A 16,992-nucleotide genomic window follows, 5' to 3' on the forward strand; every position below is an offset into this window, starting at 1 on the left:
TTAATATAGAGATAATTGCCTTGAACTATCTAGCGCACCTTTACTTAGCTCAGCCAAATGCAGACTCTCATTTTGGCAATCTTCTAGGAGATTTTGGTGGTAAAAGGGATGTAAAGCATATGCCGGTTACAGTGAAAAAAGCATTAGATAATCATTATTTAGTCGATAAATTTACAGACAACCACCTAGCAATTAAACAAGCTAAAGGGTATTTTTCCAAACCGCGTAAACGATTCGCGAGTATTGCGATTGACGTAGTATTTGATCACTTCCTGATTAAAAATTGGATGCTGTTCAATGAAGAGCCATTGGCCGTATTTAAACAAAATAGCTATCAACTTTTGCATAAACGTATTCCTGATATGCCGTATAGAATGCAAAATGTAATCAGCAGTCTGATCAAAAATGATTGGTTTAAAGAATATGAAACGCTTACAGGTATAGGCGGAGCACTTGATAACATAGCCAAACGCATTCGTTTTACCAATAACTTTTCAGGTGCCGTTGAGGATATCCAGTGTCATTATGACGAACTCGAAATGCTATTTTTAGAGTTTTTCCCACAACTAATTAATCATGTAAATCAAAATGCGCTTGAAAGCGGCAATTTGAACAGCAGTGTTAAATTCAACTATTAAACTTTTAACCATACTGCTCACGACATTTATTAATATAATTTTCCAAACTAATAGCTTCGGTTGGTACAAATGCTTGCTCGGTTAGACACACCGACTCAATTCTATCTAACCTGAACATACGGTAATCTTCGCGTTTTTTACACCAGGCAACTAAAGTCCAGGTTTTCCCCCAATAAATCATACCGAGTGGCCAAATAGTGCGATTGGTTTTATTGCCACTTTCATCTTGATAATGCAGATTACATGCAAGTTTTTGTTTGATTGCTTGAGATATTTGTTCGCTGGTTTGTTGGTAATCTTTGGAGACAAATTTAGGGATAATTAGCCACTCGGGTTGTGAAGTGGCTTTATGGTGTAACTGCTCGGGTAATACAGCATGAATTTTGGCAAGGGCAGAAGATGCCGCAGTTGCCATGCCTTGATGGCTCCAACTTTCAACCATACGCACACCCAGCATTAAAGCCTCTAATTCAGCTTGGTCGAACATTATGGGTGGCATATTAAAGTTGGGTTTGAGCCGGTAGCCTATGCCGGCTTCCGACTCAATCGGCACGCCTGACAACGACAAAGCCTGAATGTCTCGATAGATAGTGCGCTGCGAAACCTGCAAGTTTTCTGCTAATTGTTCAGCTGTGACTACGCCACGTTTGCTGCGCAAATAAGTTAAAATCTGAAAGAGACGTTCGGCTTTTCGCATGGTGTTATTTAATCTGCGCCAGTTAAGCTGGCTCGTCCATTAAAGTGGATATTTCAGATAGTACCTGCATATGCTGCATATTTACAGTGTCAGCTATCGTTGATTCCATAATCAACTGACAAACAGGCAACTGCATAAACGCTTCAGACGCTTGTTTAGCTTGTTGCATATCATGCCAATAAATAATGTCGTGCTGCAGGCCGTTGGCATCTTCACTTAGTGAGCGGTAATAAAAACCCGGCTGTTCAAGTAAAAAGGCATTTAGCTCGCTGTTCATTTGATCTATCTGGCTTTGATCAACATTTGATTTAAATTTGTAGGTGATAAATTCAATTACTGTAGAGGTCATTTTAAGCTCCTTTTCCATTGTTTAATAAAATTACAATTGCACAAGGCTAATCGCTAACCCAAACACGGCATAGCTATTAACCTGTCAACACCAAGGAGCTTAAACTAGGGCTGCTGACAGCGTTGTGTCAGTAGTGTTCAGAACAGCAAAAATAAAATTTATTAAGCATTACATTTATTTACAAATTACTTTAACGAATGATGCTAGATTAATAGGCTAATTTTAAGCACAGCAATAAACGCCTGTTGTTCGCTGACTAACTCGCCTGATTTAGGGACAAAATAAATGTCTAAAGCCTTTAACCGCACACGCTTGCTATTAACTACGATGAGTTTAACTTTGTTTATTGCAGCCTGTGGCGACATTGACGTTTCAGAGCCTGTCGATGAAGAGCCTATAACTTCGCTGCCTTCAAATACAATCAGTCGATTGGCTTTTCGTGATAACAATGCAACGTCCGGCCAAATTGGCGGAGCAATGGATATTAAATTTGAAGATGCAGCTGCTAGCCAAGCACAAGATGACAATAGCCGAGCTGAGCAAGTTTGGTTGTATTGGGCGGATAGCAATGGGGATGAGTTTGGTGAGCCTTGGCAGCAAACTGAAGTTGCAGAATTACCAGAAATTCAGATTGATGGCGAAGTGGTTGTGCCACCTGAAGCTAAAATGATTAAAGTGTATTTAGCTAATCGGCTGGGGCGTGCGACAGAAGGATTGGCTGTACGTTTTGATGATTTTATTGGCAATGCACTCATGACTGGGCCAGGCGGCAACGAGCTTGAATCTTGGTATTATGGTGATACTAGAGCAAAAATTAGTATTAGCAAACGCAACGACACTTGTTATTTTGATAATGGCTTAGTGAGTGTGGTTGATATGGCCAATGAAAAGGATACAAATTGGCACAGTCGTCCAGATAATAGTGCGCCGAATATTGCCGATGATGGTTTATTTCCTCCATTTCAATTCGAATGTGGGGTTGAGCCTGTAAATACCCATCGAGAAATTTCTGACGAAATAGGTGTTTGGACATATTCAACGTTAAATGATGCTATGTACTATGGCACTTTAGTTTACGACAGTTTTATCAAATATCTCGGTGAGCCAGCGTTAAATGACAAAATTAGATTACGTGTTCACTATGGCGCTCAATGGCAAGATATGGTTTTTTGGGACGGTGCATATGCTAATTTTGCCGATGCTTATCCTTTCCAATATTCAACCTTGTCTTTAGATTCTGTTGCGCATGAAGTTGCTCATGGGGTTTTAACTAGAGTTTCGGCGTTAAATCCTTATCAAAATACTTTGAGTAACGATGCAATGACCCTGCATGAAGCCTTTGCTGATATCAGTGGAGTAATGGTTAAATATTACACTTCAGGTTCAGCGGATTGGTTGCATGGCGGTGAAAATCATGGACGGGTACGTCAATTAAATCAAATACAAACTGAGTCCCAGGCAATTGCCAGCTTTTTAGATTATGACGACGCAGGGGATAATTATTATCTGCGTATTGGCATGATGACTTATCCATTTTATTTGCTTAGTCAGAAATGGGGGCTAGAGCCAACGTACCAGGCTTATTTACAGGCGGCTAAAACGTGTTGGTCAGCCGATGGCACATTAACCCATGCTGCCAACTGTATTAGACAGCAGGCTTTTGTCATGGGGCGCAATGAAGCAGATGTTATTAACGCATTTCAAACGGTTAAAATTAAGCTGTTTGAACACGGGGTACTTAGCCATTTTAAAATGGAGCGAAATGATCACCAGCTGAGTTTTATAGACAACAGCCAGAGTACCAGTGAGATTGTAAGTTGGAGTTGGCATTTTGGTGACGGTGTGACATCAACAGCGCAAAATCCAGTTCATCAATATGCCGCAGCAGGAGAGTACAATGTCAGTTTAACTGTGACCGACTCCGGTGGTTACCAAGATACTTTCAATCGTACTCTGTACATTTCTGACTAATTTAGTGATTTTCGCGCCGACACTAACTCTGTCCAAACCGCAAAAATCAACAAAATTCCAGCCGAATACCGAGCTAAAAATTTTTTGCTTGCTGTTAAATCGTAGGCATATTCTCGGATATGGAGTAGGCTAATACTTTGAGTCTGAATTAATTAGTTTGTTACTTTATGCCTAAAATTGCCATTTTTGTTGATGTGCAAAACATCTATTACACCACCAAACAAGCTTATGCCAAACAATTTAATTATCGAAATTTTTGGCAATATGTAAATTATCAAGGTGATATAGTTATCGCAAATGCCTACGCTATTCATAAAGGTGACGATGGCCAGCATAAATTTCAAAGTGCGTTAAAACACATAGGTTTTAACGTCAAACTGAAGCCTTACATCCAGCGGTCTGATGGTTCAGCTAAAGGCGATTGGGATGTAGGCATTACTATAGATGTACTGGAAGCTGCTCAACAGGTTGATAAAGTCATTTTATTGTCAGGTGATGGTGACTTTGATTTGTTACTACAAAAAGTACGTGATGCCTACCAAGTGCAAACTCAAGTATATGGTGTCCCTAGTTTAACCGCTAATTCATTAATAGATGCAGCCGATGAATTTACGCCGATATTGCAGGATATGTTGTTCTAAACCCAAATGCATTGCAAAAGTGGTGTAGCTGTATCTGTTGATTTCAAATGTTGTTCTGGTTATTTAGCCATAGTTAAGTTGTCTATTGTCTCTAATTTGTCGCGCAGTGGCACGGCTAGATGCGCGCGGGACAACTCAATAATAGGTAAAGGTTCGTACAGTTCTTTCATTGCCCACTTAGCGTACCGAGTGTTCAATTTACGGTAGTTAATTTGTGTACTAATCGAGATTGGGCTCTTAGCCCAGTACGGAATGTTAAATTGGTAATCTACCACATCTGATTCACCAGCCCGAATCACATTAACCGACGCTTTACCAACCATATTAAACAAGTCATGCTTCCAAACAATTTGCCCTTGCCTGTCTGTTGGTAAAGAGCGGTATTGATAAGCATCAGCTTCAAGGTATCCAGCTTGGTCAACATAACCACTGTTAAAAATGGCATGGCCTTCAGCATCCACAACTTGGACCGCTACCCAAGCTTGGTTAATGTCAATGGTCCCACCTGGGAAATTATGTCCAACACCTGTATTGGCAACAATCACTTTTATGCTGGCTGTTTCACCTTTATAAAAATAATAAGGCTGCACTGCAGCGTGACGCAATCTTTGATTCACAGGCATTTTATTAATGGTTGCATCTTTTCTATGGGGCGGTTCAATGCTAATTCGCACTTTGTTCGACTGCATAAATTGCGCTATTTGCTGTTGTCCTTGGTAGTCTTTGCTAAGCGTCGTCAGCATGCTGTTGGCTGCAAAAAACTCGTGGCTGCGCACATAACCGTCTGCCGATGCCGAAGGGTCATCACTTTTCACCAATGGCATATGGCAATCTTGGCAGCGTTGTTGCTGCGCATGGCTGAATTTGGGGTCATTATTGCCTGAGTATGGGCTGTCTAACCAAGCGGCATATTCATCCTGCATTTTAATCCAACCCCAGCCGTTCAAATCTTTATCGATAAACTGGCTATGACAAGCAGAGCAATATTCGGCTGTTCCTAACAAGTTTGGCGCCATATCTTGTTTGTGTTGCTCTGGATTAAATCTTATAGCTAAGCGATTAAGTTGTTGTAATATCCCAGACTCTGCTGTTTCAAAAATATATGCTTGATTGATGTCAAAATGATAGCTGGCCACTCCTTTATTATGAACCAATTTACTTATGCCATGACACGACTGGCAGTTCACACCTTCAATATTCGCGAGACTACCGACAATGCCAGCATGTTCACCTCCGGCAGATAACTGACCAGTCAGCAATGCCAAAGGAGCATGACAACCTTCGCAATAACGGGTGGCTGCTATGCCTTTTTTGTTGGCTAACAAAGTGACATTGGTGACATAAGTTTTGTCAGATGCTGCTTGGCGATGAGCCGAGCGATACCATTGCTTAGCAATATCTATATGGCAGCTTGCACATTTATCAGTGGTGGCCAATGCTTTTTCATCAATAAATATATTGTTTGTTGTATCCGTTTGACTAGGGCGAAACGGATGCGGCCCATAAAGGTATTGATAGTTTTCTACCGCGGCTTCAGTTGAATAAGCTTGTTCTGACGCATGGTCTGCCCACCACAAAACCGCGCTGGCTAATATTGATGAGGCGACCACACTAACAAATACCCGCGGAACATAGCCGCTGGTTTGAAAGCGCTTATTTACTTGGCTTCTGTGGGTGAAAAAATGCAGCAACAAATGAACAACTAAAAACGCCACTATGCTAATGGCAGTAAAAAAGTGCCATTGATAGGTACTGCTATTGTCTTCTCGTTGACCTTGGTAAAGGAGTTCTAATCCGCTATAAACCACCATCAGCATTGCGGCGAGCGTGACTAAGCCACTGACAAACACCGACAAACGTCGAACTCCGAGTATGCGTTTAAAGTGGATTAAAGTATAAGGTACAATCAACAGCGCCCACAAACTACCAAATACTAAATGCAGCAAACTATTAATTTGATTAAATACATGATGCGGTAGCAAATAGCTGACAAAACCACTGACTGCAAGAGCAAAAAACAACACCACTAGCCATGCCAGTGCTTTCGATTCTAACTGAGTCGACTTAGTCATTGTACCTTCTCCTGTTGGCCATTTTCCTGTAGCCAGTAGCTCTTGATTTTTTCACGAACATGGGTAGCAAACGACTGATTTTGCATAATTTTATGAATGTCTTGTTCAGCGGCTAACCAAGGGTAATCACCAGCACGAATAATGCTGGACAGCACAGTGTTGTTGCCAGAGTTAACTTGTTGCAATAACCAATTGGCGCTAAATTTATCTTGTTTATATTGGTGTAATGCCCAGGTTTGTTTGATTGAATAAGCAAGGTTAGGGGCTGTAATTATCGCTGCAGACAGACGCTGATAAGCCAAAGTTGTTCGAGTTTGTTGGGGTAATGCCAATAGGCTCAATAAATGAAAATGTTCAGGCGTATCTACACTATCTAGCCAATGGTGAACTTGCTTAACAAAGTCACTTCTGTTGGTAGAGCCTCTACTTTGCGCAAGCATATTGCACAATACAAATTCGCTACCAAAGCTCGTTATTTTTAATGTTTTTATTGTTTGAGCATGGTTAAAACAAGCAGTGAATAAAGCTTGTTGTTGCAATTGGCTGAGGCCACTTTGCCAACCGAGTTGTTGATATTTTTTAATGAGTGCTTGCTGCTGCACACGGGTTAATTGAGCAAAAACAGCAACCAAATTATTGTTTTGTTGAGGGCTTAGCTGGGTAACATCTAGCCGGACAAGGTCAGCTTGCCAATTTTTACTCAGCTGCTTAAGCTGTTTTTTAGTTAAGTTTAACTTTAATATTTGTGGTAACCAATATAATTTGTCTGGCGTGCTGATTGCTTGTGGTTTATGCAACAATAAAGTTAATGCGGCATTGTATACCTCAGGGTCTACGTTTGCTTGTGTGAATTGTTTAAACTCAGGCAATGGCAGTGCATTGAATTGTGCGGCGGTTAAATACAGCTTTTGCAATTTACCTGTTGGCATATCAGCATACTGAATATTGAACTGAGCCAACCAATGTTTCACTTGTTTTTGCTCAAGTACAATTGCATCTATTGCTTGTGGCATTAACGCCAAAGCTAAAAAGACATGTTTGTTATGCTTTGCTGCTTGCTGAGTTATCGGGTTATCTAATTGTGTATTTAATCGTGTCAGTGCAATGAGTGCTTGTTGGATCTCTGTGTAGTCTTCACTCTTTGCTAGTCTTTGCAATAATAGCGGTCTAGCTTCAGTTTGTCTTATTTTTCCAAGTGTATTAATTAACCTTGCTCGACTAGCCACAGGCGCTTTTGCAAACGCTTCAATTATTACGCTACTTGAATTATGGTGCTCTGCTTCAGCGAGCGCGAGCGCAGCGCAATTAACTATCTTGGCATTGTTCGCTTGAATACTTTTAAATAAATATGGCAAAGCTTTATTTTTGCTGCGTACCACTGCTTCTTCTTGGCTAAACCAATATGCAAAAATATTGGCCGTTGCACAAAATGTTTGTGGATCAGATGTGTCCAACAAGGTTAATAAATAACGAGTGCTGTGCTCCGCTTCCAGTTGAGTTAGCGCAGTGGCTGCGGCCTGTTGCAGCTGGCCTGAAGCTGTTTCCAACCAATAAAGATACAGTGCGAGCCAATGCGCCTGCGGTTGACTCGCAACTAATTCAGCTAGTTCATCTTGATTGGCACTTTTGCTTGCCTGTTTAAGTTGTGTAAGAGAGGCATAATGAACGGGTTTGTGCAGATTGCGTCGCAGATAATCGGTTAAATCTAGCTTAGCTAGTGCTGATAATGTTAAAGATGGTTCTCGGTCTGCGGTATTGCTGTTTGTCACAATTTGCCATTGATTGTTATGCCATTGATAAAAATGATTGGCAGTCAATGTTTGCTCATAAGCTTGCTTTGCCGTTTTTAACCTGACCTGCACAGACGGTTTTTGGTTTAAACCAAAATGTAATCTTGCATCGTGTTGACCAAACATAGCCTGGCGGCTAATTAGGCTCGCGGCAACTGTTTTACCGTCTAGTTCGAGCGATTGAATTTGAGCATTGTCTGGAATGGTTAAGTTTAACCAATTTCTTTGGCTTTGGTCAGCGCTGGTATTTAACAATAACTGAGGAAACGCATTGTTATTGGTGAATAGAATATCCAACTTACCATCGTTGTTAAAATCCAACCGAATAACACTGCGGCTTGAGTCTAAATTAGCTGGCAAGCAGTTAGTTGGTTGAAATACCGCAGGTTGTTCAGTCGCTTGGTGATTGGTAAGTTGCAAGCAATGATTTTTCGAGCCAAGCCCCATTTGTTCACTGAAAGGATCTGGCATTAAATTGCCAGTGGTTAAAATAAGCTCACTTAAACCGTCATTGTTAAAGTCTGCAAAAGTATGGCCCCAGCGCGTTTGGTAAATATACTTATGTTGGTTTAGCTCAAGTGGCCAGCTTATATCATTGACGGGTTGTGGGGTGTTAGCCAAGTGAGCAATATCCAAAGCTAGGTTGGCCAAACCACTATTGCGACTGATAAATAATAAAGAAAATGGATCGTTGAGTTGATTATTGAATGAAGCATAGCGGCTGTCGTTGGCTGTGAGCGGGAGGAAATCAGTTGGCATTGGAACGAACGACATTTGTTGGTTTATAAAACCACGAATAGCTTGATCGGCACTGTTAAACTCGAGTAAATCTGGCCAGTCATCTTGGTTTAAATCTAACCAGATAGCTGCTATCGTGCGTTCGGTTATTTTGGCTATACCCAGTTCGCTGCTAATGTCCTTAAATTGCCAATCTCCTTGATTAAGCAAAACTTGGTTTTGAATGCCGTCATACGCTTGCGGTTGAAATTCTCTGTGGTGTTGCTCGGTAAACCCAGCCGCTTCTTCAAGGTTTTTTTGGTTTTTTTGATACTTAAGGTAGTGGCTCAAATGAATATCTGGCAAGCCATCTTGGTTAATGTCAGCAACACTGATATGTGATGTCCAAGCCGGCAAAGTCAATTGGCTAAAGGTATCAATCGGTTTAAATTGGAAGTCGCCTAAGTTTTGATAGAGTATATCTTGTGCTTGCGTCGCAATAACAATATCGGGTAAACCGTCTAAATTAAAATCGGCCACCGCACAGGCATGACTTACTTTATTTACATCGAAACTATCTGGCTGTAAACGAAAATAGCCTTGAGCATTGCGATAAACTTGCACACTATTGCGTTTGTGCCACCAAGCTTTGCTGCCGTAATAACGGGTTTGTCCAGCCCCGGTAACAAACACTAAGTCTACCCAATTATCTTGGTCAAAATCGCCAACACAAGCCCCAGCGGCCAATGAATCAATCAAATCGCTAATTTTGCCAGTATGTTGAATGTGGCTATGCTGCAATCCACTGGTTAAAGTAACATCAGCAAACGACAACGGTGAAGGTTCAATATTTATTTTTTGTGAAATGGTAGGTTTGTAAAGATAACTTTCCGGTTTGTCGTGCCAAACAGCAATTGAAAAGAGCACAAGCATAATTAAAGCCAGTATGGCCAATACTGACAATATTAGTCTAACGCCTTGTTTGTACAATACAAATGCCATGAGTTAAGTTCCTAATCGGCTGGTCGCTATACTGCTTATTCCTGTATCTAGTCTTGTCGAAAAAATATGCAAACGCAAGTTGCTTTGTTTAGTTAAATTTATTATAAATACATTATGCCATGGTCAAATATTAATCATTCTGGAATGTGCCACTTCAGATGAAAATGATGTAATTATGTAGTAGTAGGCTTGATGTCAGCTTAGCGCTTGGTTTGAGTAGTATGGAGCACTCAAGGCTGTAAGTTTTGCGAATTATCGACAATTCAGCTGGACAAACCATATTCCAACACGAGGTTGCTTGCAGCCACAATTATTGTTGGAGAGCGTGATGATGTTGATTGGAACTAACAATCTGCGCTGGCTTCAAGGGTGTTTACTTGTAACCACTCTGCTTTTACCCGCCTGTAGCAAAAACGACAAAGATCCCGAACCTGTAGAGACAAATCAATCCCCCACAGTAAGTATTGTTGGTGAAAACCAAGTGACGGAAGGGGATAGTATAACCTTGCAAGCGAATGCTGCTGATCCCGATGGTTCAGTGCAAAGTTATAAATGGACCTTACAAAGTGGTGAAGGGGTAACCTTAGGTACCAGTACAAACAGCAGTTTACAGATCTCAACGCAAGACATTACAGCTGACAGCCAAGTGACTGTTGCTGTGGTAGTGACGGACGATGACGGCGCAACTGCAACTGATAGTCATCAATTTACCGTCAGCCGCATTACCAGTTCATTAACTTTAACCGGCATGGTCACAGATGAGCCTTTAGCCAATGCTTTAGTTAAAGTAATTGTTGGCTCAGAAGAATTTGAGGTGCAAGCGGGTGCCGATGGTGGTTATTCGTTATTGATAGAGGTTGACCAAAGTAATACCAATAAGTTAGTTAAATTAATTGCTCAAGGTGATCCAACAACTCATCCAGGTGTGGTTTTTGTTTCGCAATTACCAGCATTTTCAACTTTGAGCAGTCAAGCGGGTGAGGATGGTATTTTGTCCGCTGAAGACAATTTTTCAATTAATATCACCAATGTCACCACAGCAGAAGCGGCTTTGTTACAAAGAGCTAACCAAGGTGCTGAAGTCACATCTGAATCTGAGTTAAATACTTTGCTCGGCACCCTAGATGTAGTGGATAAACTCAAATTCTCCGCCCTGATCAAGCTGGTGGTTGATAATGCTGAATATACTTTACCCGATGGTGTCGACGATACTTTGGCATTGGTGTTAGATGAAGTTGCTCAGCAAAACTTTGAGGCTTTTGTTAATAGTCAAGATGCTACTTTGTTGGATTCGACCATTGAGGTTATTACCCAAGATCAGAACCTAGTTAATCTTGGTGGTGAAAATCAAGATTTCGATAACGATGGAGTCCTAGATGTTGTTGATGCATTTCCATTTGATCCAAATGAGTCGGTTGATACTGACATGGATGGCACAGGTAATAATGCCGATACTGATGATGACAACGACCAAGTAGCTGATGTAGATGATGCCTTTCCATTAGATGCGACCGAATGGGTTGATACTGACATGGATGGCACAGGTAACAATGCCGATACCGATGATGATAACGATCAAGTAGCTGACGTAGATGATGCATTCCCATTAGATGCAACAGAATCGGTTGATACTGACATGGATGGCACAGGTAATAATGCCGATACTGATGATGACAACGACCAAGTTGCCGATGGTGATGATGCCTTTCCATTAGATGCGGCCGAATGGGTTGATACCGACATGGATGGCACAGGTAATAATGCCGACACTGATGATGATAACGATCAAGTTGCCGATGTTGACGATGCCTTTCCATTAGATGCAACCGAATGGGTTGATACCGACATGGATGGCACAGGTAATAATGCCGACACTGATGATGATAACGATCAAGTTGCCGATGTTGACGATGCCTTTCCATTAGATGCAACCGAATGGGTTGATACCGACATGGATGGCACAGGTAATAATGCCGACACTGATGATGATAACGACCAAGTTGCCGATGTTGATGATGCCTTTCCATTAGATGCGACCGAATGGGTTGATACCGACATGGATGGCACAGGTAATAATGCCGACACTGATGATGACAACGACCAAGTTGCCGATGTTGATGATGCATTCCCATTAGATGCAACCGAATCGGTTGATACCGATATGGATGGCACAGGTAATAATGCCGACACTGATGATGATAACGATCAAGTTGCGGATGTTGATGATGCATTCCCATTAGATGCGACCGAATCGGTTGATACTGACATGGATGGCACAGGTAATAATGCAGATACCGATGATGACAACGACCAAATTCCAGATACTGATGATGGATATCCGTTGATTGCCATTGGTGATTTGGCTGATATGGACAAAGACGGCATTCCAGATGATTGTGACCAAGCTTGTATAGATTTGGGCATGATGGCGGATGATGACGATAACGGCAATGGTATTCCTGACGACGAAGAAGTTGATCTACTGGCCGTTGAAATTCTCACGCCTGATTCGCTAATCACGGTTGGTAGTTCACCTATTACGGTGACAGGTACGGTATCGACTGGAGCGGCAATCACACTTAACGGGGTCACTATCACTAATGAAAATGGAGTATTCAGTGGCGAGGTCGCGTTAAAAGAAGGCTTGAACACCATTGAAGCAAGAGCGGTTGATGGTCAACAAATTCAAACCGATACCATTTCTGTTTCTTTAGATAAAACGCCACCTTACCTGACAATAGACTCACATCAAGATCAACAAACTGTTTATTCCAGCACGGTAACCATTACAGGTTTAGTTAATGATATCGTACGCGGTACGATTGAAGACAGCCAAGCCAATGTCACAGTTAATGGAGTTGACGCGAATATTCAAAATCGAAGTTATTCAGCTACTAATATTGAGCTGCAACAAGGAAATAATACCATTACCGTGCGCGGCGCTGACCAAGTTGGCAATACCAATAGCGTCGAGATCAACTTAATTTATGAAGTATTACTGGGCAAACGAGTGTTGCTAGAGAGTGGAGACGGGCAAGATGCAATCATCAACAACCAATTAGACGACCCTTTGGTGGTGCAAGTATTAGACGACAATGATGAGCCTGTGCAAGACGCATCTGTTGTATTTAGAGTTGCTCAAGGTTCAGGTGCTGTGGCAATTGGCACCGAAAACCAAGGGCGTGCTGTGGTTGTTGATACAAATGAAAATGGGTTAGCGTCAACAACTTTCAAATTAGGTGCAAGAACAGGGGTCAACAATCACAAAGTAACAGCAGCAGTGGTTGGATACACAGGTACAGTCACTTTTAGTGCATCGGCCAATGGACAAATCGGCAATAAACTCAGTGTTAATTCTGGCAATAATCAACGTGGTGCCGTGGGTAATGTACTGCCAGAAGCTATGGTAGTTGTGGTCACGGATGCTGGCGCAAACGTAGTACCTAATGCACGAGTTCGTTTTGCCGTTACTAAAGGCGATGGAGTATTTTCAAGCAATGAAGAAACCACGATTGAACGTACAACCGACTCAGACGGCCGAGCATCAGTTGCTTACAAACTCGGGCAATTAACTGGTATAGATGCCCAAAGGATCACCGCCACTTTAATTGACGCACCAGAAGGGCAAACCATCACCGCTGGTTTTAGTGCTACCGCATTTGTACCAGCAGATCCGGGCGAAACCACTATCACAGGTGTGGTGTTAGATAACCAAGAAACACCCATACCCAATGTGACCATTCGAGTAGAGGGCAGTACACGAGAAGCTGTAACCAATGAAAACGGTCGGTTTGAAATCACTCAAGCACCCGTTGGCCCAGTGCATCTAATTGCAGACGGCTCGACTACATCTGTCGATGGCGAATTTCCATCACTAGGATATAACCTAGTTACCGTTGCTGGGGTGGAGAACCCGTTATCTGCGCCTATCTATATGGTTAAACTCAATACTGATAATGCAGTTTATGCTGGGGCGGAAGATGTTTCACTTACCCTAGATGAATTTCCAGGTTTTCAACTTGATATCAAAAAAGATTCAGTGACCTTTCCAGATGGCAGTCGCGAAGGTTTTGTATCCGTCACACCTGTTAATGCTGGTACCGTGCCAATGGCACCGCCAAATGGGATGCAACCACAATTTATCGTGACCATTCAACCAACGGGCACTAAATTCGATCCACCAGCTCGGCTTACTTTACCCAATGTTGATGCACATGAAGCGGGTGCACAAGTTGAAATGTATTCGTTCGACCATGATTTAGAAGAATTTGTCGCGATAGGATTGGGGACGGTTAGTGAAGATGGCACTGTGGTTGTTTCTAATCGAGGGGTCGGGGTGATTAAAGCGGGTTGGCACTGTGGTTCACAGCCAGGTGGACAAGCTTGTGCACATAACTGCCCAATATGCCAAGACTGCGATGGTGAATGTAACTGTGTACCCGCCGAGGGCGACCCTAGGCTAGCGGGTTTGGATGAGCAAGGCGATTGTAAAAAGCCAGAATGCCAAGACGGAACGCTGACAAATGTCGACGATGATGCCGACGTACCGCCTGACGACGAAACCGGCGACTGTAAATCTTTTGTTTGTGAAAATGGTTCATCTATGCAGGTGGTTGATAATTCAGATGAAAGCTTATGTACCACATGCGGTGAAGATGGCCCAGAGCCAAAACCAGATGGCCACGTTCCTGAAGAAGACAAATGTATTATTTGCCAAGACGGCAAAGAAACGAAAAAACCAGATAACGAAATCAGCAGCACCTCTGTAACTTTTAATGGTGTGAAAAACTTTATTGCTGATGTGAACAAAGTCCTCGATTTTCTTGGAGCCGACAAAAAAATCCCAGAAATTGCGCTGTCGTTAAGCAATAGTGTCAAAGAGGTTTGTTGCACCCAACAGAATGGCGCTATGACTCGTGAAGAAAAAGACGAAGGAACTGTGATATTTCCGCGTTGGAGTTATGCGTGGACCCCAACCATACCACCTTGGTCTGGCAACTATACCTTCAGCGTACTCGGAAGAGAGGTCGGCATTGCCTACGGTATTCGTTTTGAAGTTGGTTTTGATGGCAAATTTAGTATTAACCGCACCAAACGTGAATGTCAGGGTGACAACTGCTGGGGTGGTGAAGTTAAAGGTGATCTCGGTGTGGGTGGTGGGCCATTCGGCAGTGTTCCTAACCCAGCTTCATCTCCCACTGAATGTGGCCCGCCGAATGACAAACGCCCGTGTGACATTATTCGCATAGAAGGCAAACTCAAAACAGGTGTGAATATTCAAGCTGGGGTGAATTGTGAAAAAGTCACAGGTGGTATAGGCCACAATGGTGTCTCCGCTGAAGCAACCATTATAGTTGCCGAAGGTTCATGGGTTGAGACAGGCGGAAGTGCCAGCATTCAATTAGTCAATTCTGGCAGTATTGCCACTATTGATATTCCATTGCCAGATTAAGGAGGGCAAACGTGAGAGCTTGTGTGTGTTTAACTTATTTATGGACCATTTTGCTGAGCTTTTCGCTGATGGCTGAAAATAATTTTTGGGCAACACCAACTTTTGCCGTCGGCGAGGCGAGCGAAGGGGTTATCAGTGTTGAACAGGTTTATCACTATCAGCTATTCGAACCAAAAAAAGGTTATGAAAAAGTACGTTTAGTGCAACGCAAGTACTCATCCATGGCATCAGCAGAAGAAGCGTTTATATCGCGTATGTCAGCGATAGCTTCGTTAGATTACCAGTGGTGGTTAGATACATGGGAGATAGATTCAAAACATCTCGCACTCGAGTATTTTGCCAGCAAAGGGCTAAATCAAAGTTATTGGTTAGACACATGGAAAAAGCAGTTTGTCGGACGAAAAATCACCTTTAAGCAAAAAATCGTGTTACCGCAGCACATTATTATTGTCTACAACGTTGCTGGCGCAAATGGAAAACCAGGACCGATTGATTTACCCGTGGTGTTTAGCCAACAACAACAGCAATGGTTAGTCAGTTTAGATTTACGCCGCGAACCATTATTACGTTATAGCCCTTGGGTTAATGGTGAAGACAGAAAGGTGATTGTATATGAATAAACGATTACTTAAATCAATGCAATATTGCTGCTGTGTATTACTCGCTTTACCTATGTTGGTAGGCGCTGTGGCAACACGTTTTCAAGACCAAGGTGAGCGTACATTTACTTTAGTAGAGCATCACAAGTATCAGCGTATGCAATACCAAGATGTGGTGCTTAGCCAATTTGATACGAAGATGCGTGATGTTAATGAAGGCGCTGATCGCCAGTTAGTGCAATTTTTATCAGCCCTGCGTAAAGATGATTTTGATTGGTGGTTAACAAGTTGGAATCAAGCCACGTTACAAGATTGGCAGTCAAAAGCCGCACTTAAAAAAGCACGTCGAGTGTACAACTTTTGGCGGGCCACTTTTACCAAACAATCAGTGGCGCAGCTCAAAGATTTTATCTTGATGGGTCAGTATGTGCTGATTGGTGTGCAAATAGATTCTGAGTATCACTTGCTACCTTTTGAATTAGAAAACGGCCGCTGGCGTATAGATCAAGCGTACATGAATGCGGTTTTTTTCCAAAAGTTAAAAGAAAGGTTAACCAAAGAACAGTTGAAAGTTGCGCAGGCAGGTTGATATGGCGCGAATTTTACAAAAAAACAGCGAGCGACTGGTGGTAACAGCGTTTCCAAAATGCATCAGCTTAATAGCAATCGCATTTTTACTGCTATTTTGGGGAGCGGCGCTTTTTGGTGATAAGGATTTAAAAGTTGAAGATTATGTCATTTTTAATGGCGTGTGTTTAGTGGTTTTGGCGATTCAGCGTAGCCGCAAAACCATCTTCGACAAACACAATAAAACTGTGGTGTTACATTCGCGGTTTTTATGGATTAAATCGGAAAATTGGTTTTCTCTGAAGGATGTCAGGGGAGTGGAAATGGTTTACGGCAAAGGTGGCAGGTATGCGCGAGGTGGCGCTGTTTATTTGCTGGTGAAAGATCAACGAAAGGCGATCGTCGATTCTGATATTTGTTTTGGTAATGCAGAGCGAAATGTCGGGATTAAACAACAAATTGCAGAGTGGTTGGAGTTGTAACCAAATTTACAGACT

General features: G+C 42.2%; 11 protein-coding genes. 7 read left to right on the top strand and 4 right to left on the bottom strand.

The annotated features are described in order from the left end of the window. Nucleotides 1-20 precede the first annotated feature (20 nt). Complete coding sequence (locus DS2_RS09800; RefSeq protein WP_035014564.1) at nucleotides 21-638, top strand: ACP phosphodiesterase; 618 nt, start codon at nucleotides 21-23, stop codon at nucleotides 636-638. Between the two features lie 4 nt (nucleotides 639-642). Here DS2_RS09800 and DS2_RS09805 read toward each other — a convergent pair whose 3' ends face one another. Both DS2_RS09805 and DS2_RS09810 read right to left on the bottom strand, forming a co-directional pair. Next, nucleotides 643-1,335, bottom strand: a complete 693-nt coding sequence (locus DS2_RS09805) for a helix-turn-helix transcriptional regulator (RefSeq protein ID WP_035014565.1) — start codon at nucleotides 1,333-1,335, stop codon at nucleotides 643-645. A 22-nt stretch (nucleotides 1,336-1,357) separates the two neighbouring features. Continuing rightward, nucleotides 1,358-1,684, bottom strand: a complete 327-nt coding sequence (locus DS2_RS09810) for a hypothetical protein (protein WP_035014566.1) — start codon at nucleotides 1,682-1,684, stop codon at nucleotides 1,358-1,360. Nucleotides 1,685-1,969: 285 nt separating this feature from the next. On the opposite strand from DS2_RS09810, the gene DS2_RS09815 reads away from it, so the two are divergent. Beyond that, nucleotides 1,970-3,655 carry a PKD domain-containing protein gene (locus tag DS2_RS09815; RefSeq protein ID WP_035014567.1) on the top strand — a complete coding sequence of 562 codons (1,686 nt, stop codon included), beginning with the start codon at nucleotides 1,970-1,972 and terminating at the stop codon, nucleotides 3,653-3,655. A gap of 167 nt (nucleotides 3,656-3,822) precedes the next feature. Then, nucleotides 3,823-4,296: an NYN domain-containing protein gene (locus DS2_RS09820; protein ID WP_035014568.1), complete on the top strand. Its 474-nt coding sequence runs from the start codon at nucleotides 3,823-3,825 to the stop codon at nucleotides 4,294-4,296. A 59-nt stretch (nucleotides 4,297-4,355) separates the two neighbouring features. Here DS2_RS09820 and DS2_RS09825 read toward each other — a convergent pair whose 3' ends face one another. Together DS2_RS09825 and DS2_RS09830 are read right to left on the bottom strand one after the other, a co-directional pair. Next, nucleotides 4,356-6,368 carry a multiheme c-type cytochrome gene (locus DS2_RS09825; protein ID WP_035014569.1) on the bottom strand — a complete coding sequence of 671 codons (2,013 nt, stop codon included), beginning with the start codon at nucleotides 6,366-6,368 and terminating at the stop codon, nucleotides 4,356-4,358. Then, complete coding sequence (locus DS2_RS09830; protein ID WP_035014570.1) at nucleotides 6,365-9,877, bottom strand: FG-GAP repeat domain-containing protein; 3,513 nt, start codon at nucleotides 9,875-9,877, stop codon at nucleotides 6,365-6,367. The genes DS2_RS09825 and DS2_RS09830 overlap by 4 nt, the downstream gene beginning before the upstream one ends. A gap of 328 nt (nucleotides 9,878-10,205) precedes the next feature. On the opposite strand from DS2_RS09830, the gene DS2_RS19860 reads away from it, so the two are divergent. From DS2_RS19860 to DS2_RS09850, 4 genes are read left to right on the top strand one after another with little or no spacing between them, the layout of a single operon-like run. Further along, on the top strand, nucleotides 10,206-15,329 hold the full coding sequence (locus DS2_RS19860; RefSeq protein ID WP_051479773.1) for a carboxypeptidase-like regulatory domain-containing protein: 5,124 nt from the start codon (nucleotides 10,206-10,208) through the stop codon (nucleotides 15,327-15,329). Nucleotides 15,330-15,340: 11 nt separating this feature from the next. Then, nucleotides 15,341-15,949: a hypothetical protein gene (locus DS2_RS09840; protein WP_035014571.1), complete on the top strand. Its 609-nt coding sequence runs from the start codon at nucleotides 15,341-15,343 to the stop codon at nucleotides 15,947-15,949. Next, nucleotides 15,942-16,517 carry a hypothetical protein gene (locus DS2_RS09845; protein ID WP_035014572.1) on the top strand — a complete coding sequence of 192 codons (576 nt, stop codon included), beginning with the start codon at nucleotides 15,942-15,944 and terminating at the stop codon, nucleotides 16,515-16,517. The genes DS2_RS09840 and DS2_RS09845 overlap by 8 nt, the downstream gene beginning before the upstream one ends. A gap of 1 nt (nucleotide 16,518) precedes the next feature. Further along, nucleotides 16,519-16,977 carry a hypothetical protein gene (locus DS2_RS09850; RefSeq protein ID WP_035014573.1) on the top strand — a complete coding sequence of 153 codons (459 nt, stop codon included), beginning with the start codon at nucleotides 16,519-16,521 and terminating at the stop codon, nucleotides 16,975-16,977. The last annotated feature ends 15 nt before the right edge of the window (nucleotides 16,978-16,992 follow it).

It is taken from the genome of Catenovulum agarivorans DS-2 (genome assembly GCF_000568405.1).
GTDB lineage: Bacteria > Pseudomonadota > Gammaproteobacteria > Enterobacterales > Alteromonadaceae > Catenovulum > Catenovulum agarivorans_A.